23 protein-coding genes and 2 pseudogenes are annotated in these 24,456 nt (G+C 53.4%); 22 read left to right on the forward strand and 3 right to left on the reverse strand.

The features are described from left to right. The first annotated feature begins 8 nt into the window (after nt 1-8). The 13 genes from ABSH60_RS22525 (at nt 9) to ABSH60_RS22585 (ending at nt 10,281) form a co-directional block, all read left to right on the forward strand. Complete coding sequence (locus ABSH60_RS22525; protein ID WP_390976472.1) at nt 9-1,967, forward strand: ClpP-like prohead protease/major capsid protein fusion protein; 1,959 nt, start codon at nt 9-11, stop codon at nt 1,965-1,967. A gap of 83 nt (nt 1,968-2,050) precedes the next feature. Next, nucleotides 2,051-2,377 (forward strand): DUF2190 family protein, encoded by a 327-nt coding sequence (locus ABSH60_RS22530; RefSeq protein WP_133822246.1) that lies wholly within the window; start codon nt 2,051-2,053, stop codon nt 2,375-2,377. Further along, on the forward strand, nt 2,370-2,645 hold the full coding sequence (locus ABSH60_RS22535; protein WP_112166085.1) for a DNA breaking-rejoining protein: 276 nt from the start codon (nt 2,370-2,372) through the stop codon (nt 2,643-2,645). The genes ABSH60_RS22530 and ABSH60_RS22535 overlap by 8 nt, the downstream gene beginning before the upstream one ends. A 10-nt stretch (nt 2,646-2,655) precedes the next feature. Continuing rightward, nucleotides 2,656-3,210 (forward strand): phage tail protein, encoded by a 555-nt coding sequence (locus tag ABSH60_RS22540; RefSeq protein ID WP_390976280.1) that lies wholly within the window; start codon nt 2,656-2,658, stop codon nt 3,208-3,210. Next, nucleotides 3,207-3,611: a phage minor tail U family protein gene (locus tag ABSH60_RS22545; protein ID WP_112166089.1), complete on the forward strand. Its 405-nt coding sequence runs from the start codon at nt 3,207-3,209 to the stop codon at nt 3,609-3,611. The genes ABSH60_RS22540 and ABSH60_RS22545 overlap by 4 nt, the downstream gene beginning before the upstream one ends. Nucleotides 3,612-3,618: 7 nt before the next feature. Further along, nucleotides 3,619-4,356 carry a phage tail tube protein gene (locus ABSH60_RS22550; protein ID WP_390976282.1) on the forward strand — a complete coding sequence of 246 codons (738 nt, stop codon included), beginning with the start codon at nt 3,619-3,621 and terminating at the stop codon, nt 4,354-4,356. A gap of 10 nt (nt 4,357-4,366) precedes the next feature. Next, nucleotides 4,367-4,774, forward strand: a complete 408-nt coding sequence (gpG, locus tag ABSH60_RS22555; RefSeq protein ID WP_390976284.1) for a phage tail assembly chaperone G — start codon at nt 4,367-4,369, stop codon at nt 4,772-4,774. 20 nt (nt 4,775-4,794) lie between these two features. After that, entirely contained in the window at nt 4,795-5,109 is a 315-nt protein-coding gene (locus ABSH60_RS22560; RefSeq protein ID WP_112166094.1) for a phage tail assembly protein T, read from the forward strand. Further along, nucleotides 5,090-7,777, forward strand: a complete 2,688-nt coding sequence (locus ABSH60_RS22565; RefSeq protein WP_390976286.1) for a phage tail tape measure protein — start codon at nt 5,090-5,092, stop codon at nt 7,775-7,777. The genes ABSH60_RS22560 and ABSH60_RS22565 overlap by 20 nt, the downstream gene beginning before the upstream one ends. Before the next feature lie 36 nt (nt 7,778-7,813). Next, nucleotides 7,814-8,155 carry a phage tail protein gene (locus ABSH60_RS22570; RefSeq protein ID WP_217203772.1) on the forward strand — a complete coding sequence of 114 codons (342 nt, stop codon included), beginning with the start codon at nt 7,814-7,816 and terminating at the stop codon, nt 8,153-8,155. A 56-nt stretch (nt 8,156-8,211) separates the two neighbouring features. Next, nucleotides 8,212-8,949: a phage minor tail protein L gene (locus ABSH60_RS22575; RefSeq protein WP_390976288.1), complete on the forward strand. Its 738-nt coding sequence runs from the start codon at nt 8,212-8,214 to the stop codon at nt 8,947-8,949. Nucleotides 8,950-8,951: 2 nt separating this feature from the next. Continuing rightward, a complete protein-coding gene (locus tag ABSH60_RS22580) occupies nt 8,952-9,671 on the forward strand; it encodes an NlpC/P60 family protein (RefSeq protein WP_390976290.1) in 720 nt (239 codons plus the stop codon). Next, nucleotides 9,664-10,281, forward strand: a complete 618-nt coding sequence (locus ABSH60_RS22585; RefSeq protein WP_056769676.1) for a tail assembly protein — start codon at nt 9,664-9,666, stop codon at nt 10,279-10,281. Before ABSH60_RS22580 ends, ABSH60_RS22585 begins: the two co-directional genes overlap by 8 nt. A 73-nt stretch (nt 10,282-10,354) precedes the next feature. Here ABSH60_RS22585 and ABSH60_RS22590 read toward each other — a convergent pair whose 3' ends face one another. Then, entirely contained in the window at nt 10,355-10,561 is a 207-nt protein-coding gene (locus tag ABSH60_RS22590; protein ID WP_183850934.1) for a hypothetical protein, read from the reverse strand. A gap of 161 nt (nt 10,562-10,722) precedes the next feature. On the opposite strand from ABSH60_RS22590, the pseudogene ABSH60_RS22595 reads away from it, so the two are divergent. From ABSH60_RS22595 to ABSH60_RS22625, 7 genes and pseudogenes are all read left to right on the forward strand, one after another. Then, a pseudogene (locus ABSH60_RS22595) lies at nt 10,723-13,245 on the forward strand (host specificity protein J); the annotation flags it as partial. A 915-nt stretch (nt 13,246-14,160) separates the two neighbouring features. Next, the gene (locus tag ABSH60_RS22600; protein WP_390976474.1) at nt 14,161-14,637 is read left to right on the forward strand and encodes a DUF1983 domain-containing protein; all 477 of its coding nucleotides are present in this window, start codon (nt 14,161-14,163) and stop codon (nt 14,635-14,637) included. Between the two features lie 156 nt (nt 14,638-14,793). Beyond that, nucleotides 14,794-14,952 carry a hypothetical protein gene (locus ABSH60_RS22605; RefSeq protein ID WP_390976293.1) on the forward strand — a complete coding sequence of 53 codons (159 nt, stop codon included), beginning with the start codon at nt 14,794-14,796 and terminating at the stop codon, nt 14,950-14,952. Between the two features lies 1 nt (nt 14,953). Then, complete coding sequence (locus ABSH60_RS22610; RefSeq protein WP_390976295.1) at nt 14,954-15,628, forward strand: hypothetical protein; 675 nt, start codon at nt 14,954-14,956, stop codon at nt 15,626-15,628. A gap of 125 nt (nt 15,629-15,753) precedes the next feature. Beyond that, on the forward strand, nt 15,754-15,990 hold the full coding sequence (locus ABSH60_RS22615) for a cor protein (protein WP_390976297.1): 237 nt from the start codon (nt 15,754-15,756) through the stop codon (nt 15,988-15,990). A 60-nt stretch (nt 15,991-16,050) separates the two neighbouring features. Then, nucleotides 16,051-17,607 (forward strand): tail fiber domain-containing protein, encoded by a 1,557-nt coding sequence (locus tag ABSH60_RS22620; RefSeq protein ID WP_390976299.1) that lies wholly within the window; start codon nt 16,051-16,053, stop codon nt 17,605-17,607. Nucleotides 17,608-17,685: 78 nt separating this feature from the next. After that, entirely contained in the window at nt 17,686-17,877 is a 192-nt protein-coding gene (locus ABSH60_RS22625) for a DUF2767 family protein (protein ID WP_390976301.1), read from the forward strand. 1,668 nt (nt 17,878-19,545) lie between these two features. On the opposite strand, the gene ABSH60_RS22630 is transcribed toward ABSH60_RS22625, so the two are convergent. After that, entirely contained in the window at nt 19,546-19,821 is a 276-nt protein-coding gene (locus ABSH60_RS22630) for a DinI-like family protein (RefSeq protein ID WP_390976303.1), read from the reverse strand. A gap of 195 nt (nt 19,822-20,016) precedes the next feature. Between ABSH60_RS22630 and ABSH60_RS22635 the strand changes: the two are divergent. Together ABSH60_RS22635 and ABSH60_RS22640 are read left to right on the forward strand one after the other, a co-directional pair. Beyond that, a pseudogene (locus ABSH60_RS22635) lies at nt 20,017-20,508 on the forward strand (porin); the annotation flags it as partial. Between the two features lie 210 nt (nt 20,509-20,718). Beyond that, nucleotides 20,719-21,204 (forward strand): Rrf2 family transcriptional regulator, encoded by a 486-nt coding sequence (locus ABSH60_RS22640; RefSeq protein WP_056773831.1) that lies wholly within the window; start codon nt 20,719-20,721, stop codon nt 21,202-21,204. Between the two features lie 88 nt (nt 21,205-21,292). On the opposite strand, the gene oqxB is transcribed toward ABSH60_RS22640, so the two are convergent. Next, the gene (oqxB, locus tag ABSH60_RS22645) at nt 21,293-24,445 is read right to left on the reverse strand and encodes a multidrug efflux RND transporter permease subunit OqxB (protein WP_122096699.1); all 3,153 of its coding nucleotides are present in this window, start codon (nt 24,443-24,445) and stop codon (nt 21,293-21,295) included. Nucleotides 24,446-24,456 lie beyond the last annotated feature (11 nt).

Below are 24,456 nucleotides of genomic sequence, written 5' to 3' on the forward strand. Positions count from 1 at the left end.
GGTTCCGCATGAAGGCCAGCGGTGACAAGACCGCCGATATTTATATTTACGACGAGATTGGTTACTGGGGCGTGACGGCCCGCCAGTTTGCCAGCAGCATGAAAGCGCTGGGCGACCTCGACCATATCAACCTGCACATCCATTCACCGGGCGGTGACGTCTTTGACGGCATTGCCATTTACAACCTGCTCAACAGCCATACGGCCAGCAAAACCGTGTATATCGACGGCCTTGCCGCCTCGATGGCGTCGGTGATTGCGATGGTGGGGAACCCCATCATCATGCCTGAAAATGCCATGATGATGATCCACAAACCCTGGGGGATCACCGGCGGCGACGCCAACGACATGCGCGACTATGCCGACCTGCTGGACAAGGTCGAGGCCGTGCTGATCCCGTCCTATGCCAAAAAAACCGGTAAAACCTCCGACGAACTTTCCCTGATGCTGGGTGAGGAAACGTGGATGACCGCTCAGGAATGCCTTGAGCACGGTTTTGCCGACCAGATCTCTACCGCGGTGCAGGCGATGGCCCGCATTAATTCAAAACGTATCGAGGAATTCGACGCTATGCCAAACGCACTGAAAAACATGATCACTAAGCCGAAAGCGACTACCCAGAACCCGCCGGCGCCGCAGAATCCGCTCGCTGCACCGGTTGTTCCTGCCCCCGCCGCGCTGGATGAAAATACCATTCGTAATCAGGTGATTGCGGCACAGAAACAGCGTGTCACGGGGATCAAAGACCTGTTCGCGATGTTCGGCGGCCGCCATCAGGAATTGCAGGCGACGTGCATCGAAGACATCGACTGCACGGTCGAGCAGGCCAAGGACCAACTGCTGGTCATGCTGGGCAAAGACGCCAGTCCGTCGAATAAAAACGGCGGCAATGCACACATCTACGCAGGGAACGGTAACTTTACCGGCGACGGCATTCGTCAGGCACTGATGGCGCGCGCGGGCTATGAGGACCGCCAAAACGACAACGTCTACAACGGCATGACGCTGCGCGAATATGCGCGCATGTCGCTGACCGAACGCGGCGTCAGCGTGGGGGCGTTCAACCCGATGCAGATGGTCGGCCTTTCCCTGACCCACAGCACCTCCGACTTCGGCAATATCCTGCTGGACGTGGCGAATAAGTCCCTGCTGCAGGGCTGGGAAGAGTCGGAAGAGACCTTCGAAGCCTGGACGAAGAAAGGGCAGCTCTCCGACTTTAAAACGGCGCACCGCGTCGGCATGGGCGGCTTCCCGTCTTTGCGTAAGGTGCGCGAAGGGGCGGAGTACAAATACGTGACCACCGCAGATAACAGCGAAACCATCGCGCTGGCCACCTACGGTGAAATCTTCTCCATTACCCGTCAGGCCATCATCAATGACGATCTGAACCAGCTGACCGACGTGCCGATGAAAATGGGGCGCGCGGCGAAGGCCACAATCGGCGATCTGGTCTACGCCGTGCTCACCGGCAACCCGAAGTTATCCGACGGCAAGGCGTTGTTCAGCAGCGATCACAAAAACCTGGCCTCCGGCGCCATTGACGTGACCAATCTGGACGCCGGCCGCCAGCTGATGCGCGTACAGAAAGAGCCGACCACCGGGCGCACACTGAACATTCGCCCGGCCTTCCTGCTGGTGCCGACCTCGCTTGAGACGGTCGCCAACCAGACGATCAAATCAGCCAGCGTGAAAGGGGCCGACGTGAACGCCGGCATCATCAACCCGATCCAGAACTTTGCGACGGTTATCGGTGAGCCACGCCTCGATGACAACAGCGCGAAAGCCTGGTATCTGGCGGCGGCGCAGGGCATGGACACCATCGAGGTGGCTTACCTGAACGGGGTCGAGCTGCCGTACATCGACCAGCAGGAAGGCTTCAATACCGACGGCATCGCGACGAAAGTGCGCATCGACGCCGGCGTGGCGCCGCTGGATTACCGCGGCCTGGTCAAGTCCAGCGGCCAGTAACATTTCCCCGCGTTACCTTCACGCCCGTCAGGGCTTTTTTTATACCTAAAATTCGCCCTTCGCGGGGCGTATGGAGCTTTGTTATGGCTAAGAATTTTGTGCAGGAAGGGCAGACCATTTCCATTACCAATACCGGTCAGGCGGTGATTGAGAGCGGCGCCCCCGTGGTGCTGGGTTCCCTGCTCGTTGTCTCACTGGTGGATATTGCCCCGAATGAAACCGGTACGGGCATGGCGGAAGGGGTATTCCTGCTGCCGAAAGTCTCCGCCGACGCCATTCCGGCGGGGACAAAAGTGTATATCGCGGACGGTGAAATCCAGCTGGCGGCGGCGGATGCCGTGGCGGCGGGGATCGCGTGGGAACAGGCCGGTGCAGGTTCGACCGTCGTTGAAGTCAAAATCAATGCCTAACCCGTTCGATGCGCTGGCGGCGCGGATGGATGCCACCACCGTCGCGCGCTTTGGGCGAGACGTGGTGATTAACGGCGCCGTGCTTACCGGCGTTGAAAGCCACTTTTTGCCCGAAATGGGGCCGGTCAGCGGTGACGGCCTGTCCGTGGTGATTTTTTCTGCCGCTTACCGGCCTCACCGTAACGATCAGGTGATGTATCAGGGCGAAAGTTACATCGTCACCCGCCATCAGGTGTTTAACGGAAAGCCGCAAATCTGGCTGGAATAAAGGGGAGCACATGACCATCAAAGGGCTTGAACAGGCGATCAGTAATCTTAACAACATCAGTAAGACCGCCGTTCCCCGCGCCTCGGCGCAGGCCGTGAACCGGGTGGTGGGGCGGGCGATCAGCCGGAGCAGTTCGTCGGTATCGAAGGAAACGAAGGTGCCGAGAAAGCTGGTCATGCAACGCGCAAAGCTGAAAAAGGCCACGATGAACCGGCCTGTCGCCACGTTAAAAATCAACCGGGGCAACCTGCCCGCCATCAAGCTCGGGGCCGCGCAAATGCGTATCTCCCGGCGTAAGGGCAACGTGCGCGGGCAGGGCAGCGTGCTGAAAATCGGGCGCTTCACCTTCCGCGACGCCTTTATTCAGCAGCTTGCCAACGGACGCTGGCACGTTCTCCAGCGCTCGGGGAAAAGCCGGTACCCGATTGACGTGGTGAAAATCCCCCTGACGACGCCGCTAACCAACGCCTATACGGTGGAGACAAACCGCCTGATGCAAAGCGATATGCCTAAAGAGATGGCGGCGGCCCTGAAAAATCAACTGAGGCTTATCGTTAAACGATGATTAAGCACCCGAAAATCCGCAACGCCGTGCTGGACGCGCTCAAGCTTTCGGTGACCGCCCCCTCCGTGACCTGGTATGACGGTCGCCCGAGCTTTTTGACCGCCGAAGACCTGCCCGCCGTCGCCGTCTATCTTTCGGGCGCTGAACCTACCGGGGAAACACTTGATGAAGACGAATGGCGGGCAACGCTTCACGTCGAGGTTTTTCTCAAGGCGGTGAGCCCCGACACCGAGCTCGACCGGTGGATGGAGCAGCATATTTATCCGGTGGTAGGCGACATCCCGGCACTTTCAGACCTTATCGAAAACATCACGCCGGAGGGCTACGACTACCAGCGCGATGATGAAATGTCGACGTGGGGCTCTGCTGACCTGCGTTACACCCTGACTTACTTAATGTGAGGAATCTATGACCACACAACTCGAACCGACCAAAGGTGCGGGCACCACGCTTTGGATTTACACCGGCAGCGGCGATCCCTATGCCAATCCGTTATCGGATCAGGACTGGACGCGGCTGGCAAAAATCAAGGAGCTGACGCCGGGTGAAATGACGGCGGAATCCTACGATGACACCTATCTTGATGATGCCGACGCCGACTGGAACGGCACCGCGCAGGGCGCTAAATCGTCGGGTGACACCTCCTTTACGCTGGCCTGGAAGCCGGGCGAAAGCGGCCAGCAGGATCTGGTTAACTGGTTCTACGACGGTGCGGTGCGCGGGTACAAAATCCGTTACCCCAACACCGCCGTGGACGTTTTCCGGGGCTGGATCAGCAGCCTGGGCAAAGCGGTACCGGTAAAAGAGGTGATCACTCGCACGGTGAAAATCACCAATACCGGCAAGCCGGCGCTGGCGGAGAGTAATCAGGCTGCCGCGGTTCCGGTCTCGGGCGTCACCGTCACCCCGTCCGCCGCGAGCGTCGTGGTCGGGCAGAGCAGCGTCATCGGCGTCACGGTGTTGCCTGACGGCGCGACTAACGGTTCTTTCAGCGCGGCGTCATCTGATCTGACCGTTGCCACCATCACCGTCTCCGGTAAAAACGTGACGGCAAAAGGCGTCAAAGCGGGCACGGCGCAAATCATCATCATGACCAATGAGGGTCAGAAAGTGGCCATCTGTAAACTGACCGTCACGGCGGCCTAACGGAGCGAGCATGTTTTTAAAGTCTGAACTGTTTGAGTTTAACGGGGCGAAAACCACGCTCTATGAGCTCTCGGCGCTGCAGCGCGTTGAGTTGCTGCATTATCTGGCGGGGCAGGAAAAGGCCCTGCCGAAAGATGAGCCTGATGATCAGACTCTGACGTCCGCGCTGGTCGAGCTCAATATCCGCGCCGGCGCGATGATCATTGCCATGTCGCTCTGGCACAGTGAGTCACCAAAGCCGGATATTCACGATCTGCAGCAGCAGGTCATGAGCACCTGGCCGGTCGAGGCCATCGGCAAAGCGGATACGCAGGTCAAAATCCTGTCCGGCATGCTGAACCCGGAGCAGGGCGAGGTCACCACGGAAGCTGCGCCCTCAGAGTCCGTCGCTGAAGAGGAGACGGCGGAAAAGCGCTAACCCGTGAAAAGGGCTTTGTTATGCAGCTGGCGCGCGAGTTGAGACGACCCAACTGGCGCACCATGCTTTCAAACATGTCCTCCAGCGAGCTCGAGGAGTGGCATCAGTTCTATCAGACCCATTACTTCGAAGAGGCGTTACTTGATGCCCACTTTGCCTCGCTTAGCCTCCATATTTTATCGCTGGTGTGCGGGGAAACAGAACTGACCGCGGGTCATTTTAGCCTGCTTAAACCCAAGGTCGTGGAAGAAAATCACGAACCTGATGATGAACAACTAATGGCGATCGCAGAAAGCCTGCCAGGAGGAGTGCGCTATGGCCCAGCCAGTGGGTGATCTGGTCGTTAATCTTGACGTTGACGCCGCGAAATTCAATGAACAGCTCGGCTACGTGCGTAAGCAGTTTACCGGGCTGAGCGCCGCCGCCGTTGAGACGTCCGCACAGGTTCAGCAGTCCTTCTCCCGCCAGGAGCTGGTGGCAAAACGGGTGGGGATATCCGTGGGGCAGTACAACAACGCCCTGCGCAACCTCCCCGCACAGTTTACCGATATCGCGACCCAGCTCGCCGGTGGGCAAAGCCCCTTCCTTATCATGCTCCAGCAGGGCGGGCAGGTTAAAGATTCCTTCGGCGGCGTATCGAACCTCTTCCGTGCGATCCAGGCCGCGCTCTTTGGCGTCAGTGATTCGGCTGAAAAGTCTGAAGATTCGTTATCTGAGAATGCCAATGCGCTGGCGGAGAACGCCGAAAATCTGGGGAAGGTGCGTGGCCTGCTCACGCCGGCGACCCTGGGCTTTGTGGCGCTGGCCGTTGCCATGGTGGCCGTGGCCTATTCGTTTGTAAAGGGTCAGGGGGTGCTCAGCGAATTTAACAAATCGCTGGTGATGACCGGTGACCGCTCGGGGCAGACTGCCAACAACCTGCTGGTAATGGCCGAGGCGATTGCGCAGGGCGGCGACTCCTTTACCGCCGGTACCGCGGCGCTCAATGCGTTAGTCAAAGCGGGGGCCAATCTCGGGGAAAACTTCCTGGGCGTGGCCACCTCCATTTCTACCCTGTCTGATGCCACCGGCACCAAAGTAGAAGATTTGGCGGCGGCGTTTGGCCGCATTACCTCAGATGCGCAAAGCGGGCTGCGGGCGATGGCCGAGCAATATGGTCACGTTACCGCCCAGCAGCTGGACTACGTGAAAAGCCTGCAGGACTCAGGCAAAAACACCGAGGCGCTTAACTACGCCAACACAGCCGCCGCCGCCGGCTTCAAGGACATGGCCGGCAACATTAAAGAGAACATGGGCGCGCTGGAAACCGCGGCGGACTACGTCGGCGACTCTTTCAAATCCATGTGGAACCGCCTGCTGGATATAGGCCGGGCGGACTCGCTTCAGAAACAGCTCGCGGATGCCACGGACAGGCTGTATGAGTTGGACAAAGGGCTGAGAAACACCGCCGCGCAGGGGCAGCAGCGGTTTGGGCTGGAAACCGCCCGCGATCAGGCACGTCAGATGGTCTCCTCCCTGACCGAGCAGCTTCACGCCGAGCAGCGAAAAATCGACGAAAAACAGAAGCAGTCAAACCTTGAGCGCAGCTCGCTTCAGAATCAGCAGCACTTCCAGTCGATTTCAGACGCGGGTCAGAGCAAGGAAGAGCAAAGAACGCAGGAGTACCAGCGTCTTAATCAGTACATCGCCGAACGCCGCCGGCTTAATCAGGCGCTGAGCGACGATGAAATTGCCCAGATTAAAAAGGGTATTGAAGAGAAATATAAAGATCCGAAAACGCCCAAAGCGAAAGCGATCACCACCTCGGCGGGGGACAAGGCGACGGATAATGCGCAGGGTGAGCTGATGACCCTGCAGGCCCAGCTCAAAGTCCTGCAGCAGCACACCAGCGTGAACGACGTTATCAGCCAGCAGCGCAAAGATCTGTGGCAGACGGAGAATCAGTATACGGTGCTGGAGCAGGCGGCCAGCACCCGCCAGCTGTCCGCGCAGGAAAAGTCACTGCTGGCGCATAAAGAAGAAACGCTGGAGTACAAACGGCAGCTGGCGGCGATAGGGGATAAAGTCGCGGCCCAGCAGCGCCTGAATGCGCTCTCCGATCAGGCCGATAAGTTTGCTCTGCAGCAGTCGGCAAAACGCGCGGCGCTGGATTCTCAGGCGGATGGCGTTTCATCAAAACAGGCGGAAAGAGCCGCGACGCTGCAGCGTCTGCAGGAAACCTATGCATTCAATCCGGACGCTCAGAAACGGGTATTGCAGGAGCAGCAGGCAACGTATGCGGCAGAGGACGCGCTGCGGTCGAACTGGGTGGCGGGCGCGAAGCAGGGCTGGGCCGAATACGCCGAATCTGCAACCGATGTATTCACTTCGGTGCAACAGGTGACGCAGGCGGGATTCAACGGCCTTGCTGACAGCCTGACAAGCCTGACGACCACCGGTAAAGCCAGCTTTCGGGATTTCTCAACGTCGATTTTAAAAATGATCGCTCAGATAATTAACCGGCTAATCGTCGCCTATACCGTCCAGTCTGCGTTGGGTTGGATAAGCGGCAGCGCCTCCTCCTCTTCGTCAAACACATCGTTCTCATCAGGGGCCTACAGTAATTTGCAGCTGGCTTATAACGGCGGCTATATCCGCGAGTTTGACGTGGGCGGCTACACCGGGCACGGCGGTAAGTATGAGCCCAAAGGCATCGTTCACGGCGGGGAGTTCGTTTTCACAAAGGAGGCGACCAGCCGTCTGGGCGTGGCTAATCTTTATCGCCTGATGAAGGGCTACGCCACGGGTGGGTATGTGGGATCCCGCGGGGCGGCGGGCAGGTTCGGCGCGACCGACATCAGCGTTTACGCCCCGGTAACCATCGGCGAGCAGTCTTCATCGAATGACGTCAGCAGCAGCGATACGGCAAACACGGCCAAACAACTGCAGGGCATTGTTCAGCAGACAATATCGGACAGGCTCAGGAAGGAAATGGCTCCCGGCGGCCTGCTGTATAAAAAATAATTCCGCATGACGCATTCTGTAATTTTGGGAGAAGTGATGCCTACAGAAACCTTTACCTGGCGAACGCAGAAAAGTGCCCAGGGTACCGACACTGTCAGAACGCTACAAGCGCAGTTCGGCGACGGTTACAAGCAGGTTGCCGCCAGCGGCATCAATGCCAAAGCTGAAACGTGGAATCTGAGCTGGACGGGTAAAAAAACGGAGGCGTCGGCGATCCGTCAATTTCTCCTGAGCCACGTGATTTCATCCTTCTGGTGGACGACTCCTTGGGGAGAACGGCTCCTCTGGCGGGTAAAGTCTGATTCAGTGTCGGTCAGTTTTCCCGCGGGAGACAAGGCGACGCTGAGTTTTACTTTCGAGCAGGCGTTTGCGCCTTAAAACCACCACAACTATCTGAGGCTGCCTTTGGGTGGCCTTTTTTATTTGGAGATATCATGAGCTTTACCCAGGACGTGCAGGCGCTTGAACCGGGGCAGCTGATCCAGCTGATAGAAATCGACGGGACGGCGTTTGGCTTCGACACCGTGCTGCGCTTTCATGCGCACAACATAGACTCCGCGGGCTGGAAGTCTTTCGCCGCCGACAACCTGCCTTCAATCATTTGGCAGGGTAATGAATACGATCCGCACCCCTACGAGTTAACCGGTCTGGAGCTATCCAGCACGGGGTCGCAGCCAACGCCAACGCTTTCGGTGGGTAACGTGGGCAACTACGTCACGGCGCTGTGCCTGCAGTACGACGACATGGTGAAGGCGAAAGTCAAAGTGCACACCACGCTGGCCAAATATCTTGATGCCGCGAACTGGACAGCGGGCAACCCGACTGCCAGCCCGATTGATGAACGCGTTCAGCTTTACTACATCAACGCCAAAAAAGCCGAGACGCGGATTCAGGTCGACTTCGAACTGTGTTCGCCGTTCGACGTTCAAAGCCTGCAGCTGCCAACCCGCCAGATAACCCCGGTGTGCACCTGGTGCATGCGTGGATGGTATCGAACGGGAACCGGCTGCGATTACAACGGCACCAATTACTTTCTGAAAGACGGCACGCCCACGAGCAATCCCGCGCTGGATGTGTGCGGCGGCCGGATGTCGGATTGCAAGTTGCGGTTTGGTACCGAAAACCCACTACCCTTTGGCGGCTTCCCGGCGGCCAATCTACAGGGGAAATAACTATGCGTGAAAAACTCATCAGCCAAATCCGGGCGCACGTGGCCGCTGAATATCCGAACGAGGCCTGCGGGCTGATCGTCGAAACCGGTACCGGCCAGCGTTTCATTCCCTGTAGCAATATTGCCGAGAACGCGGCTGAAACCTTCATGCTGTCGCCGGATGATTATCTGGCGGCGGCCAAGGTCGGGGAAGTCATCATGGTGATCCACTCACACCCCGATGTGGTGCATCTGGTCCCGTCAGAAATGGACCGCATCCAGTGCGACCACTCCGGCGTGGAGTGGGGGATCATGTCGTGGCCGGACGGTGATTTTTGTACGCTGTCACCGCGCGGCGATCGCGAGCTTGCTGGCCGCCGCTGGGTTCTGGGCCATGCTGACTGCTGGTCGATCATCATGGACTACTACCGGATGGAGTACGGCATTACCGTAAAAAATTACTCAGTTGACCGTGAGTGGTGGGTCGACGGGAAAGAAAATCTCTATGACGATAACTGGCAGGCTGAAGGGTTCGTCGAGATTGATGCCAGCAGCATGCAGCCTGGCGATATGATCATGATGCGGGTTCAAGCACCGGTCACCAATCACGCGGCGATTTATCTTGGAGATAACATCATGGTTCACCACATGTTTGGCAACCTTTCTGCCCGCGTTCCATACGGTAAATATTTCCGGGATCGGACGGTTCGCGTCGTCCGTCGCAAGGAGTTAGTTAATGCTTAAGACCATGACGCTCAAAGGCGCAATCGGAAAGAAATTCGGCAGGGTTCACCGTTTCCACGTGGCGGACATCAACGAGTTTTTGCGCGCGATGTGCTCCCAGGTGAAGGGCTTCAAAAAGTACGTTTCAAACGCCCATCTCAACGGGGTGAAGTTCGCTTTCTACAGCGGCAAGAACAACATCTCGCTTGAGGAGTTCGACATGTCCGCGGCGGCGACCGAGTACACAATGGTGCCGGTGATTGAAGGGGCGAAACAGGCAGGCATGCTGCAGATTGTGATTGGCGCTGTTGCTTTGGTGGCAGCCTTCTTTACCGCTGGCGCCTCATTCGCGGCGTTTGCCGGGATCAGTGCGGCTACGGCGGCGGCAACAACCACAGCGCTGGTGGGTATTGGTCTTAGTATGACCATCGGCGGCGTGGTGCAGATGCTCACGCCACAGCCCAGCTTTAACGTTGGGGCTTCGTCTGACTCTGACAACAAAGCAAACTACGCATTCGGCGCCCCGGTTAATACGGTGGCAATGGGATACCCCGTGCCGCTACTTTACGGGCAGCGTGAAATCGGCGGTGCGATCATCAGCGCAGGTATTTTCTCCAGCGATCAGCAATAAAAATGCCTGTTTAGTTTAGGAGTCAGGTTCAGGAGGATAATTGTGTAGCCCAAAGAAGCTATCTTTTGCAAATTTACTCAAGAACAAATTGAGTAAATTGCTTGGAAAATTCATTCAAGCCGAACCCATTAAGTTCGAGAATAATATTTTCTCTTTGATCTAATGGCATTTTTGCAATAAGTAAACCAATTACCATTTTGAGCTGCACAACCTCAAGTTCAGCATCTTTTAGGTTATCAAACTTACAGTTAAGCTCAATTTTTCTATTAACAAGTGGCATGGTTATCCTCATTTTAGGCTATTTAGTTGGAGAATGTTACGCGGGATAAATATTTCGATTTCAATCTATAACATATATCCATCATGAAATTTTTAACATCCTGATATTCGAACAGTGATCTATTAACAGCCGCCGTGGGGCGGTTTTTTTATGGGCGACATATGCAACTACTTCAAGGCGAAACTATTCTCCTAGGCGCTAAAGGCGGTGGCGGGAGTGCTCATACGCCGGTTGAGCAGGCCGATGATCTTTTGTCGCAAGCGAAGCTTAAGATGGTTCTCGCGCTCTCTGAAGGTGAGATTCAGGGTGACCTGGTCGCGCAGAAAATCTTCCTCAATGATACCCCGTTGGCGAACGATGACGGCACCTATAATTTTACCGGCGTGAAGTGGGATTACCGTAAAGGCACGCAGGATCAGGCCTACCTGCAGGGCATGCCTGAAATTGATAACGAATCCTCGGTGGGCATCGAGGTAAAAGCCTCCACGCCGTGGACCCGGCAATTCTCAAACCTGACACTCGATGCTATCCGGATCAAGCTGAGCCTGCCGATTCAGTACCAGTACAAAGACAACGGCGACATGGTCGGCACCGTCACGGAATATGCCATCGACCTATCTACCGACGGTGCGGCGTATAAAACGGTCGTCAACGGTAAGTTTGAAGGAAAAACAACGTCAGAATATCAGCGTGACCATCGCATCGATCTACCTGACTCGGCGTCAGGCTGGACAATCCGCGTGCGCCGCATCACCCCAGATTCAACCTCAACCAAGCTGATAAACGCCTTCAAGGTGTTTTCCTTTGCTGAGGTAATCGACAGTAAGTTGCGCTATCCGAATACAGCGCTGCTTTATGTCGAGCTCGACTCCAGCCAATTTAACGGCAGCGTGCCGAAAACCACCTGCAAGCCAAAGGGCAAACTGATCCGGGTACCGACCACCTATGACCCAGTGACCAGAACCTACAGCGGGACATGGTCGGGTGATTTCAAAATCGCCTACAGCAATAACCCCGCGTGGATTTTTTACGACCTGGTGCTCGATGAAATTTACGGCATGGGCAACCGCGTAGACGCGACCATCATCGACAAATGGGAGCTGTACAGCATCGCGCAATACTGCGACGCGGCAGTGTCAGACGGCGCCGGTGGCACAGAACCACGCTTTACCTGCAACGTGTTCATCCAGAGCCAGCAGGATGCCTACACCGTGTTGCGGGATCTGGCCGCCATCTTCCGGGGCATTACCTTCTGGGGGAACGACCAGATTTTCGTGCGCGCCGACGTTCCGCAGGACGACGTGGATTTTACCTACCACAGCTCAAACGTGGTTGACGGCATGTTTACTTACGCCGGAGGCTCCTATAAAAACCGCTTTTCTTCCTGTCAGGTCAGCTGGTCAGATCCGATTAATCATTATTCTGACACGATCGAGAGCGTTTATGAGCCTGATCTTGTCGCACGATATAACTGGAATGAAACCCAGCTGACGGCCATTGGCTGCACATCTCAGAGCGAGGCGCACCGCCGCGGGCGCTGGGTGATCCTGTCCAATGCGAAAGACGGCACCGTGTCCTTTGGCGTTGGGCTGGACGGTTACATTCCCATGCCGGCAGAAATTATTGGCATCGCTGACCCGTTCAGAGCCGGGAAAGCCAACGGCGGACGCATCAGTGCGGTTAACGGCAAAAACATCACCGTTGACCGGGTAGCGGATTACGGCATCGGCGACCGTCTGGTAGTGAATTTGCCCGATGGAACGGCGCAAACCCGGACGATCAGCGGCGTCAGCGCCGATAAGAAAACGTTCACGGTTATCACCGCATACCGCATGACGCCGGTGAGCGGCGCCGTGTGGTCCATCGACAGCGATAACTTAGCGATTCAATACTTTCGTATCACGTCAATCTCTTCAAATGACGACGGCACGTTCACGATTGCGGGCGTGCAGCACGACCCGAATAAATACCGTTACATCGATGACGGGGTGAAAGTCGATTCAGCACCGATCACTGTCACGCCGACCAACGTGATGAAGGTACCGGCAAATATCGTGGTCACAGAAGTTGACCACATCGCACAGGGGCTTACCGTCGCGTCGCTGCAGGCGTCATGGGACAAAGTGGAAGGGGCGATCAATTACACCGCGCAGTGGCGCAAAGACAACGGCGACTGGGTTAACGTAGGTAAGACCAGCGCGCAGGGTTTTACCGTTCAGGGAATTTATGCGGGCGTGTACGACGTGCGCGTCCGGGCGATCAACGCCGTCGATGTGTCCTCTCCGTGGGGATACGCAGATTCGACTACGCTGAACGGCAAAGTGGGTAAACCCGGCACGCCGACAAATCTGCTCGCCAGCGACAACGTCGTCTGGAATATCAACGTGACCTGGGCATTTCCTGCAGGCAGCGGTGATACCGCCTATACCGAGTTGCAGCAGTCCACCACGGATGACCATCAAAACCCGACATTACTGGTGACGGTTCCCTATCCGGGTTCGTCGTATCAGCACGGACCGATGGCGGCAGGCGTTCGCCGCTGGTACCGCGCCCGGTTGGTCGACAGGATTGGTAACGCAGGGGAGTGGACTGAGTTCGTCATGGGGACGTCATCGGTTGATGTGTCCGAGATACTGGGCGACATCGCCGAAGAAGTGCTGAACTCGGAACTGGGCAAACAGTTGGTTTCTCGGGTCGATTCTGTAGAGGATAGCGTCAAAGAGCTGGATGACGCTGTCACGTCAGCCAACGATAAAATTGATGCAACCAATACTCACATTGATGAGGTGAACACTGAGCTGCAAGGCAAGGTAGACGCCATAACCGGCGGCAGCACATCTTCAATCGCTCAGGTTGTCTCACAGGTCAACATCCTCCAGCAGAATGATGTTAACCAGGCTCAGCAGATTTCAGCGGTAACCGCTACTGCGAACGGTAATAAGACGGCGATTGCCACAGAAACTACCGCACGCGCCACCGCTGATACGGCGCTGGGCAAGCGTATTGATCTGACTAATGCTCAGGTGGGGGACAATAAAACTGCAATCACCACGGAGACAACTGCCCGCGCTACGGCAGATACGGCGCTGGGTACACGTATTGATAATCTAACGACAACCGTTGGAAATAATACGACGTCTATCACAAGCGAAGCGACGGCTCGCGCTACAGCAGACACCGCTCTGGGTGATCGTATTGATAGCCTGACAACGACGGTCGGAAATAACACCACAGCAATAACGTCTGAGGCGACGGCGCGCTCTACTGCAGATACAGCCCTGGGGACAAGGATTGACAGCGTCAAGGCAACGACCGACGGGAATACGGCCTCGATAGGCTCATTGCAAACGGCGCAGACGACAACGGAACAGGCTATCGCAAGCCTTGCCAGCGTTACTGAAGCCTCTTTCGATAGTTCCGCATTAGCGGCTATTGAGAATTCGCTTTCCAATGACAAAGATGCCACCGGGCAGCGTGCAGCTACAGGGATTATTCGGGCTCGCGTGACAGCCACCGAAACAGCGCAGGCTGATGCGGGCAGAGCCTTTGCTGAGTATCAGCAGACCGTAGAAGCTCAATTCAGTGAAACAAATGCCGTCGTGCAGACAACCGCCAGCGCAATGGCTGATTTAGCTGGGAATGTGTCTGCGCAGTACAGCATAAAGTTGGGCGTGACCAGCAATGGTACCTATTATGCAGCGGGCATGGGTATTGGCATTGAAAATACTCCGGAAGGCATGCAGACGAACGTGGCATTTTTGGCGAGCAATTTCACAGTCATGTCTGATGTGAACGGTACACCAAAAGCGTTCTTTGCCATTCGCAGCGGGCAGACGTTCATTGATGAAGGTTTCATTCAGGACGGCACAATTACCAACGCCAAGATCGGCAACTTCATTCAGTCCACCAATTACGTAGCCAACGTCTCCGGCTGGCGATTGGATAAAGGCGGTACCTTTGTGAACTTCGGTACCGGCAGCGGTGGCAAGATGAAAACCACCAACACAACGATCAGCGTTGCAGATGGTAACGGAGTCCTGCGTGTGCAGATCGGGGAACTGACGGGGGTATTCTGATTGGCGAATTTTGGTATTCAAACATGGAGTGCTTCGAGGACCCCCAATAACACGGGGCTGGTGAGGATCCTGATACTGGGCTCAATCTATCTATCAAAAGACCAGGTGTCGGGGGCATGGTCCTATGTCGTACCTTCTGGTTATAAGGTGTCTGTGATGCAGTCGCCGGTCATGGGGGCTGAGCTTTCATCGGCCCGGCGAAAAATCACCACCTCCACGACCGGCGTATCCCTCTCAAATGCCGGTTCTGATTATTCAACCGGTACATTCACGGCAGCTGAAGGTTGGCTGATCGTTTACTTAGTGAAGCAATGACATGGCAAATTACGGGGCAATATTGGTCGATGAGTATGGTATTCCATTCTCAACGCCAGACACGACGCCGATGAGTCTGGTCTCAAAGAATGTGTACAACTTTGGCGGAAGCGGCGGGGTGATTAACTTAGCCGTCTCTGTCTCGAGCCCCTTTGTTGTCGCCTTCAAATCTGATGTAACCGGTGTTTACGGCAGGCTCAGTAATAATAGTGGTGTATATACGCTTACGGTAGGCAGACTTGTCGGCGGCAGCGTAGGTAATGTCACTGTTTATATTTTTGGCATCGTCATTCCCCAGCCGAAACCGGCGTGGGGGATAGCGATAAACGACGCTCAGGGACAGTGCATACTGACCAATGAAACCAAGGTGATGAATCCACCCATTGCTGTTGGAACGCCGGGTAATCCGGTCAACCTGGGGTACAACATCGATACCTCAATCAGCGGAAATTACGCGGTAATGCCACAGATGACTGGCTTAATGGTCGGCGTTATTCATTCTGGGGGCGCAACGCGCCCTTTCCAGTCACCCATTCAGACCTATGCATACTTCAACGGGTCAACTACTCGAATATCCTCTACCCAGACAGACAGTCCGGGAGGTGATCAGCTCGAGAATGTTGGCTATGCAAACTCAAACGACGTGGTATACGCAATTGATGTATCTGCTTATTAATCAATTCATTGAATTGAACGATCGTTTTGAACGATCAATTTCAAGTAATTGATCTATTTAACCAATTATCCCTCTCCAAATATCGTTGTTATCGTCCCGATATCCAGTATCGAAGGGACATAAAAATGAAAAAAATTTTATTGGTGATTGCATTGGCGGGAGTACTTACGGGATGTTCAGGCGTTATTGAGAAGCAGCAACCCGTCTGTAGCGGTACCGCGCTCATCGGTGGACAGGAAACGTCTGTACAGATTTATGGCGTACGTAAGGTTGCAGGCCAAACCCAGTATAAAGCCGGAGACCCTTTTGGCTGGCGCTGGGTTAGCAGATCAAACTTCACATCGACGACGTGTGAAAAATAAATTACCCAACCTAAACAGACCCGCTTCGGCGGGTTTTTTATTATCTGGAGTAACGTAAATATGGCTTGGTATAAAACAGGCACAGTCTCCGTAGCGGCAACAAAGGTCACCGGCACCGGCACTAACTTTTTAGATGCTAAGTTCGGCGTCGGACCGGGGCAGGCCTTTCTGCTTCCGGCATCTGGAACAGTTAAAATCTATGAAATCGCCAGCGTGGAGGATGCTACTCATCTGACTATCACCACATCAGCCGGTACCGTGGCTGCTGGAGCCGCTTACGCGGTGATGAGCTTTTATACGGATTCGATACCTGACTTTTCCAAACGCCTGGCCGCGCAGCTCGGTTACTACCAGTCACAGATGGACGGCTGGCAAACTATCATGACGGGAACTGGCACTGTCAGCGTGACAGCTCCTGACGGCACCGTTGTGAACATCAGCAGCTTTGCGAAACTGACCTCTGACATGGCGAAAGCTTATGCCGACGGTGGCCTTCTGAATGCCACAGTGACGCCAAACAGTCTGGGGAATGTGACTGATTTCAATATTTACTACCAGACAGCAAACGCCAATGCGATCGTTGCCAACGGATACCCGATTGCAAAAGCCGGGACGCTCTATGTGACTAAATCAGCCTATGGCTGCCAGCAAATGTACATCTCCTTTCAAGGAGAGACATATACCCGTGGTTTGACGGGTGCATTCACCCCTGCATCCCCTAACTGGTCTGAATGGGTTCCTCAGTACGGCAAAATACAAGTGCCTCTTGGTTCTGGCGTTAATGGCACCTTGCCGATTGTAAACGGTGGAACAGGTGCTGTAACCGCCGCCGCTGCCAGAACGGCATTGGGTGCTTACCCAACTACCGGCGGTACTATTAACGGTGCCGTTACTGCTACCGGAGCGGTCACCGGGGGCGCGGGCGGGGGTTTAGGCGTTACTGCGAGTGAACAGAACAGAGTGGAGGTGAATAACAACTCTGCCGGGGGGTCAGGCCCTGGTACACCGATGGGGTGGACGGTATACCGGTGGTACACCGAACTGGCGCAGACAGGTATTCGGCGCGCGGGGGACACTACGATCCAATCGTATTTCGTTGCGTTGTCTGGCGGCGGCGGATGGGAGTTTCTCCGAGGCGGCAATGCGACAGCGTCCGGCACCTGGACATCTGGATCAGATATCCGTCACAAGTTCGACATTGAAAAAGTAAAAAACGCATTAGCATCCGTTCTAACTTTTAACGGTTCTATCTACGGTAAAAAAGACGGGGGAAGAGAAGTCGGGCTGATTGCGCAGGATGTTGAACGGGCATGTAAAGAGGCGATCACCTACAACGGTGACAGGAAGTTTAGCGACGGTACCGTTATCCCCAACTTCAAATACCTGAACACAACAGGCGCGGCAGCGGCGTATCACACGGAGGCTATCAAGACTCTATTCGAACTTGTGGAGTTGGCACTGGATAAGCCGGATGATGCAAGAGCACTGATCGCAAGCATCAAAGAGCAATCCGAAGTTATTAAAAATACCGCGATTGAAAATGAAGACCCGCGGATGGAAGCGCCACCTATCTTTGATGTCCCCAGCTCCGAAGATTATGAAGAACCCACCACATAAATTCTTACCTTGCCTATAAGCACGGGCTTTCCTAACCTATTAACAAGGGTGAGCAAAGTCATATCGATAGGTGAACATATGGACGAATCAGAAAAGTACGCCGAGATGTGTGTGATTCTTGGGGATGTTGTCTTTGGTTTGCGTCAAAATGGTTACGAAATCAGCCGTGAAAACTTAATAAAGGTTTTCGCTAATAAGCGCATGCATTGCGTCAGTGAGCGTGAGGCAGAGTGTTACCAGTCTATTATCAACAAGCTTTCTGATGCATAAAAAACCACCATAGGCGGGTAATGAACATCAGTTTTTACATCTGGAAATTACAGGGGTAGAACGCATTGACTATAACGCGAACATGTTAACTCAAGCGGAAGAGTAGCTAATCATAAGGGTTTAGTTTTTTAGGTGGGGTAAGGTGGAAGTGTAGATTTAGAAATGGCACCTTAAAAGCTAAGAATTCATTAACGCTCATTTTGCGAACGAAAAATAATTTCACTTAGTAGTAATTTATATTATCTTGGCAACTTAACTAAAATAAATAGTCTTTTATCAAAGTTAAATTATTTTATTAACTAATAAGAGGGATTTCTCACGGTGGTGAACATTGATTTCATTGGTTTTTATAACTAAAGTTTATAAATGTATTTTATTTATCAATAATCATTATCTATATCATTCATTCTGGACTTGACCACCCAAAAAACCAGCCCGATGACCAAAACCAAAACGACAATCACAATCAATGTGGTTTTCACAATATTTTGAGCCTTTTTTCATTCAAACTCTTGTGACAATAATTCTACTCTTACGGTACATATAAGTTATCTTAAAATTTAAATTATTTTTGTAATAAATTTGTACAATGAATACTAATCAATATCTTAACCATTATTATCTGATAAGAAAAAAGAATGCTCGCTGGCTAGGTTGGGAAATTCTTGTTCCGGAAATTTCAAAGGTAAATCTATCCCTACATTGAGATTTTTGCGTTGCCTGAGGGAAGCCCTTTAATGCAGTAGTTAGGGGCTCAAGTGAACACATCCCTCTACGACGCCAGGAATAATGTGTTTGACGACATGCCATGCATTTGAAGGTTTAAGCAAATCTGTGTGCTAATCTCAGTGAAAAACTACTTGAGGTTGATATGCATACTGAAGAAGAAAATTTATTAGTCAGAAGAGAAATTGGGGACGCAGTATTGGCTGTGCTTGAGCAGGGTAGAGTGGTGAGTGTAGAGAGCATAATTACATACATTAATATTTAAAATCAATAAGTTATACATATGCAATGCCAAGACAGATATAGGCATGCTGTAAACTTACTGATAAAGAACTCATAAAAAAGACCGCGACAGGCGGGCAATAAACATCAGTTTTTACAGTTGAACTTTACTTGAGATAGAACGAAATAAAGATAGCATGGCAATCAAATCTCAATCCGTCAGATCAGTGCCCATAAATGAGGTTGTTTGCTGAATTGGCGGTGTTAGGGCGTAAAAAAGCCTCCGCGAACGAAGGCCAGTGAATCGCCACTAAATTTAGTTTTGGAACGAGAGCGATGCTCCCAAAAGCATAATAGTAGCTCTTGAGAATTTGGCTTATGAAACATGGTTTAGTAATTAAAGAAATCCCCCCCGTTTTGATTATTAAAAAAGAGCCCGCGTTAAAGGCGGGCAAAAATCAAAGGTATCAATATTACGCTTCTGGATGGCGGTTATCCCACCCACTCTAAAGATTAGCTAATGCTTAGATATTCACCATAAAACAGGTAAAAAAAGAGCCCGCGTTAACGGCGGGCTATCAGTAGGTAGGTACTCATGGCCTTGGCAGGCTTGCTGATCTTTTGTCAGCTGCTATGAGAATAGTGCAGGGCGGTGATTTTGCCAGATTACAGGCACAAAAAACCCGGCGCATTGGCCGGGTTATATTTCAAAAGGTTGCGTTAAACCCATTCGGGCAACTCGCGAAGTGAGTATTTGGGTTTCCCATCGACAATCTGAGTGCAAAGAAACATCTCTTCAACTATTCCCGCCAGAACTGCCTTCCATGCTTTGCTGGCGTCCGTGTTGATGCTGCTGACCGTCACCATCGGTTTAACCTTCACGTCAGCATCAGGAAAGGTGCCATGCACGCGTTTGGTCAATTCAGCCAAGATCAGCGCGTTGGCGTTCGGTACACCGGCCATGTTTCTTTTGTCGTAAATCAGCTCAACAAACATAAAATCGCCCAAACAAGTTAACTGGTTATACATACAGCAATGTTTGTTTTTGTAAAATAAAACCCTTCTGCAAAACTAATTTTAATTCGTTGAAACATATAGGGATAGGAAGAGATATTTGCAAACCAAAAAACTTGATAATTAGGTTGTATTAATAATATAAAACAATAGGTTAGTGCATATTTAATTACCTAGGATTTCGGTATGGGTATCAGTGCAGGTGCAGCTTATGCCTCTTCTGACCGTACTAATGATCAAACTGCTGATAACCGTGGTGACAAAGCTGACGTCTGGACAATTGGCGCGAAATACGACGCAAATAATGTCTACCTGGCAACCATGTATGCTGAAACCCGTAATATGACCATGTACGGCAATGACGGCATTGCAAATAAAACGCAGAACTTTGAAGTCACTGCACAATATCAATTCGACTTCGGTCTGCGTCCGGAAGTTTCTTACCTGCAGTCTAAAGGTAAAGACCTGAACAACGGCAATGGCGGAAAAGACAACGACAAAGATTTGGTTAAATACGTTTCTGTTGGCGCGAACTATTACTTCAACAAAAATATGTCCACCTACGTTGATTATAAAATCAACCTGCTGGACAACGATGATGATTTCTACGAAAACAACGGTATCTCTACCGATGATGTTGTTGGCGTTGGCATGATCTACCAGTTCTAATTTCCTGACCAAAAGTCTTAGAAATAGCCTAAAGAAAACCCATCTCCGGATGGGTTTTTTTGTGCCCAAAACGTGACTTTCTGTGCGTTAACGCCGTCCCCGCCTTCAATAATGCAACAGTCTTTGTTATATTATTGACCAGCTCACGTACAGGGTTATTCCTCTGTGATACGGTGCTTAACCTAAGACTTGGTTTCTCAGGACAATGAAATGTTAGATTATCGCTTTCCGACAGCCATGCAGATGGTGTTTTGTATCGCTCAGTCCCAAAAGGCTGAACAGCGCTGCACCAGTGCGATCTTAGCTACAGGTCTGGAAGCCAACTCCAGCTTCATCCGCAAACTGATGGTGCCACTGACTCAGCATGGCATTATCGTCTCAACGCTTGGCCGCACCGGCTCGATTCATCTTGGCCGCCCGGCGGAAGACATTACGCTGCGTGATATTTACTGCGCCGTGATTGAAGATAAACGCCTGTGGGCCGCACGTCCCGATGTGCCTGCCCGCTGTGTTGTCAGCGCCAATGCCTGTACCTATTTTAAAAATATCGTGAATGAGGCTGAAGAGGCGTCGTTGCAGGTGCTGGGTCGTCATACGGTAGCCGATGCGCTGGCCGAGTTTGAGCGTGGCGGCAAGTACAAATGCACCAAAGACCTGGCTGCAGAATACGCAGATAAGTCGCTCTGCACGAAATAAACATCAGCCATCTGATACTCACTTCGCGACATTCAGACGTAAAAAAGCCGGGATAATTTCCCGGCTTTTTGCTTTCTGTCATTACCAATCAGACTGTCTGCGTCTCCTGCGCCGCATGCTTACGCGTCACCAGCTTGCGCAGTGCCACATAAAATACCGGCGTCAGGAACAACCCGAACAGCGTCACCCCCAGCATTCCGGAGAAAACGGTGATGCCCGTGACGCCGCGCACTTCTGCACCAGCGCCGTGACCGAGGATCAGCGGAATTGTCCCGGCAATAAAGGCAATAGACGTCATGACGATAGGGCGCAGACGCAGGCGACAGGCTTCGAGCGCCGATTCCACAATCCCTTTGCCCTGCATCTCAAGCTCGCGGGCGAATTCGACAATCAGGATGGCGTTTTTACATGCCAGCCCCATCAGCACCACCAGCCCGACCTGAACAAAGACGTTGTTATCACCCCCAGTCAGCCACACGCCAAACAGCGCTGAAAGCATGGTCATCGGCACAATCAGGATCACCGCCAGCGGCAACGTCCAGCTCTCATAAAGTGCAGCCAGCACCAGAAACGCCAGCAGAACCGACATCGGGAACACAATCAGCGCGGCGTTGCCCTGTGTAGATTGCTGATAGCTCAGATCTGTCCATTCGATATTCATGCCATTTGGCAGGAGGTTTTTGGACATTTCTGTCAACTCGGTCATGGCTTGTGTCGAAGACAAAATGCGCGGATCAGCATCACCAATCAAATCTGCCGCCGGATAACCGTTATAGCGGATAACCGGATCAGGCCCGTAAGTGGTGGTGATGTTCAGCATACTGCCGATCGGCACCATTTCGCCTTTGTCATTTCGGGTACGCAGATTGGCGATGTCTTCCACGCTGTCGCGGAACTGGCCGTCAGCCTGCGCCATCACTTTCCAGGTGCGTCCGAACCGGTTGAAGTCATTGATGTATGACGAACCGAGATACACCTGCAAGGTACTGAACAAATCATCGAGAGAAACGCCCTGCGCTTTGGCTTTATCACGGTCAATATGCGCATCCAGCTGCGGCACGTTGGCCTGATAAGAGGAGATAGGGAAGCCCATTCCCGGCGTTTGCATAATCGAACCGGACATCGTGTTGATCGCCGTCTGCAACGCGCCGTAGCCCAGACCTGCACGATCCTGGATATACAACGAGTAGCCGGAACCCTGGCCTAATCCGAGAATTGGCGGTGGCATAATCGAGAAGGCGAAACCTTCCTGAATCTGCGAGATCTTGGCGTTGATTTCGGCGTTAATTTCCGCCGCCGTACGGGTACGTTCGCCCAGCGGTTTCAGCGCAAAGAACACCGTGCCGGTATTTGGCGTATTAGTGAACTGCAAGGCATTCAGCCCCGGAAATGCCACAGCATCACTGACGCCGTCGGTGCTCAGCCCCAGCGCACTGATCTTGCGGATCACGGCATCGGTGCGTGACAGCGATGCCCCTTCCGGCATTTTCACCCCGGCAATCAGGTACAACTTATCCTGCGTCGGTATAAAGCCGCCCGGCACCATTTTGAACATCAGCGCAGCGCCGCACAGCAGCAGAACGTAAACCGCAAAGACGGCACCACGTCGTCCGAGCGTTTTTGACACCGCATTCTGATAACCGTGTGAACTGGCGTTAAAGAAGCGGTTAAACGGACGGAAAATCCAGCCGAACAGACGGTCGATCAGTCTTGATGGCATATCCTTTGGCGCGCCGTGCGGCTTCAGCAACAGGGCTGCCAGAGCAGGGGAGAGCGTCAGGGAGTTAATCGCCGAAATCACGGTGGAGATGGCAATGGTGACCGCAAACTGTTTGTAGAACTGACCGGTGACGCCGGAAAGGAACGCCATCGGCACAAAGACCGCACACAGCACCAGCGCGATGGCAATGATTGGCCCGGACACTTCCCGCATTGCCTGATGCGCCGCCTCCCTTGGTGCCAGACCTTCCTCGATATTTCGCTCGACGTTTTCCACCACCACAATGGCGTCATCGACCACGATGCCTATCGCCAGCACCAGCCCGAAAAGACTGAGCGTGTTGAGCGAGAAACCGAGCAAATACAGAATGCTGAATGTGCCGATAACCGAAATCGGTACCGCCAGTAACGGGATGATCGACGCACGCCAGGTTTGCAGGAACAGGATCACCACCAGCACAACCAGCACGACGGCTTCCAGCAGCGTATGCACCACAGCACTGATCGAATCACGCACAAACACCGTCGGGTCATACGGCGCCCGCCAGGTCATGCCTTCCGGGAAGCGGGTAGCCAGCTCGGCCATTTTGGCGCGAACGGCATCAGAAAGATCAATCGCGTTAGCGCCCGGTGACTGGAAGATACCGATACCGACCGCATCTTTATTGTTCAGCTGCGAGCGCAGGGCGTAACTTCCGGAGCCCATTTCAATACGTGCAACGTCGCGCAAACGAACGATTTCGCCGTTATCACCGCTTTTCAGGATGATATTGCCGAACTCTTCTTCGTTCTTGAGCCGCCCCTGGGCGTTGATCGACAACAGATAGTCGCTGTCTTTTGGCAGCGGTTCTGCACCGAGCTGACCGGCAGACACCTGCACGTTTTGCTCACGCATTGCCGTGACAACGTCACTGGCTGTCAGGCCACGCGCCGCCACTTTGTTCGGATCGAGCCAGACACGCATCGCGTATTCACCCGCGCCAAAAATCTGGATCTGCCCGACACCCGGCAAACGCGCCAGTTCGTCCTTCACCTTCAGCGTGGCGTAGTTGCTCAGGTATAATGAGTCGTACTTACCGGAAGGCGACACCAGATGCACCACCAGCGTTAAGGTCGGTGATTGCTTCTGCGTCGTCACCCCCTGACGGCGCACATCTTCCGGCAGGCGCGCTTCGGCCTGCGCCACGCGGTTCTGCACCTGAACCTGTGCCTGATCCGGATCGGTACCCGGACGGAACGTCACAGTGGTCACCAGCACGCCGTCGGAACCGGCGACCGATTTCATGTACACCATGTTTTCAACGCCGTTGATGGCTTCTTCCAGCGGCGTCGCCACAGTTTCTGCAATCACTTTCGGGTTGGCACCCGGATATTCCGCGCGTACCTGTACGCTCGGCGGGACCACGTTCGGGTATTCGCTGACCGGCAGCAGGGGAATGGCAATCGCCCCGGTGACTAAAATCAGAATCGACAAAACGGCGGCGAAAATAGGCCGGTCGATGAAAAAGCGGGAAAAGTCCATGAGTCAGAATT

It is taken from the genome of Rahnella sp. R3(2024) (genome assembly GCF_042920125.1).
In the GTDB taxonomy this organism is placed as follows: domain Bacteria; phylum Pseudomonadota; class Gammaproteobacteria; order Enterobacterales; family Enterobacteriaceae; genus Rahnella; species Rahnella rivi.

What these genes read in the sequence shown, in the direction of transcription:
- ABSH60_RS22625 (WP_390976301.1), top strand. Translation starts at nt 17,686, where the DNA reads ATGGACGAATCAGAAAAGTACGCCGAGATGTGTGTGATTCTTGGGGAT.
- ABSH60_RS22565 (WP_390976286.1), top strand. Translation starts at nt 5,090, where the DNA reads ATGGCCCAGCCAGTGGGTGATCTGGTCGTTAATCTTGACGTTGACGCC.
- ABSH60_RS22605 (WP_390976293.1), top strand. Translation starts at nt 14,794, where the DNA reads ATGCAGTCGCCGGTCATGGGGGCTGAGCTTTCATCGGCCCGGCGAAAA.
- ABSH60_RS22620 (WP_390976299.1), top strand. Translation starts at nt 16,051, where the DNA reads ATGGCTTGGTATAAAACAGGCACAGTCTCCGTAGCGGCAACAAAGGTC.
- ABSH60_RS22585 (WP_056769676.1), top strand. Translation starts at nt 9,664, where the DNA reads ATGCTTAAGACCATGACGCTCAAAGGCGCAATCGGAAAGAAATTCGGC.
- ABSH60_RS22535 (WP_112166085.1), top strand. Translation starts at nt 2,370, where the DNA reads ATGCCTAACCCGTTCGATGCGCTGGCGGCGCGGATGGATGCCACCACC.
- ABSH60_RS22545 (WP_112166089.1), top strand. Translation starts at nt 3,207, where the DNA reads ATGATTAAGCACCCGAAAATCCGCAACGCCGTGCTGGACGCGCTCAAG.
- ABSH60_RS22525 (WP_390976472.1), top strand. Translation starts at nt 9, where the DNA reads ATGAAGGCCAGCGGTGACAAGACCGCCGATATTTATATTTACGACGAG.
- ABSH60_RS22590 (WP_183850934.1), bottom strand. Translation starts at nt 10,561, where the DNA reads ATGCCACTTGTTAATAGAAAAATTGAGCTTAACTGTAAGTTTGATAAC.
- ABSH60_RS22580 (WP_390976290.1), top strand. Translation starts at nt 8,952, where the DNA reads ATGCGTGAAAAACTCATCAGCCAAATCCGGGCGCACGTGGCCGCTGAA.
- ABSH60_RS22575 (WP_390976288.1), top strand. Translation starts at nt 8,212, where the DNA reads ATGAGCTTTACCCAGGACGTGCAGGCGCTTGAACCGGGGCAGCTGATC.
- ABSH60_RS22630 (WP_390976303.1), bottom strand. Translation starts at nt 19,821, where the DNA reads ATGTTTGTTGAGCTGATTTACGACAAAAGAAACATGGCCGGTGTACCG.
- oqxB (WP_122096699.1), bottom strand. Translation starts at nt 24,445, where the DNA reads ATGGACTTTTCCCGCTTTTTCATCGACCGGCCTATTTTCGCCGCCGTT.
- ABSH60_RS22560 (WP_112166094.1), top strand. Translation starts at nt 4,795, where the DNA reads ATGCAGCTGGCGCGCGAGTTGAGACGACCCAACTGGCGCACCATGCTT.
- ABSH60_RS22530 (WP_133822246.1), top strand. Translation starts at nt 2,051, where the DNA reads ATGGCTAAGAATTTTGTGCAGGAAGGGCAGACCATTTCCATTACCAAT.
- ABSH60_RS22540 (WP_390976280.1), top strand. Translation starts at nt 2,656, where the DNA reads ATGACCATCAAAGGGCTTGAACAGGCGATCAGTAATCTTAACAACATC.
- ABSH60_RS22550 (WP_390976282.1), top strand. Translation starts at nt 3,619, where the DNA reads ATGACCACACAACTCGAACCGACCAAAGGTGCGGGCACCACGCTTTGG.
- ABSH60_RS22640 (WP_056773831.1), top strand. Translation starts at nt 20,719, where the DNA reads ATGTTAGATTATCGCTTTCCGACAGCCATGCAGATGGTGTTTTGTATC.
- ABSH60_RS22615 (WP_390976297.1), top strand. Translation starts at nt 15,754, where the DNA reads ATGAAAAAAATTTTATTGGTGATTGCATTGGCGGGAGTACTTACGGGA.
- ABSH60_RS22610 (WP_390976295.1), top strand. Translation starts at nt 14,954, where the DNA reads ATGGCAAATTACGGGGCAATATTGGTCGATGAGTATGGTATTCCATTC.
- gpG (WP_390976284.1), top strand. Translation starts at nt 4,367, where the DNA reads ATGTTTTTAAAGTCTGAACTGTTTGAGTTTAACGGGGCGAAAACCACG.
- ABSH60_RS22570 (WP_217203772.1), top strand. Translation starts at nt 7,814, where the DNA reads ATGCCTACAGAAACCTTTACCTGGCGAACGCAGAAAAGTGCCCAGGGT.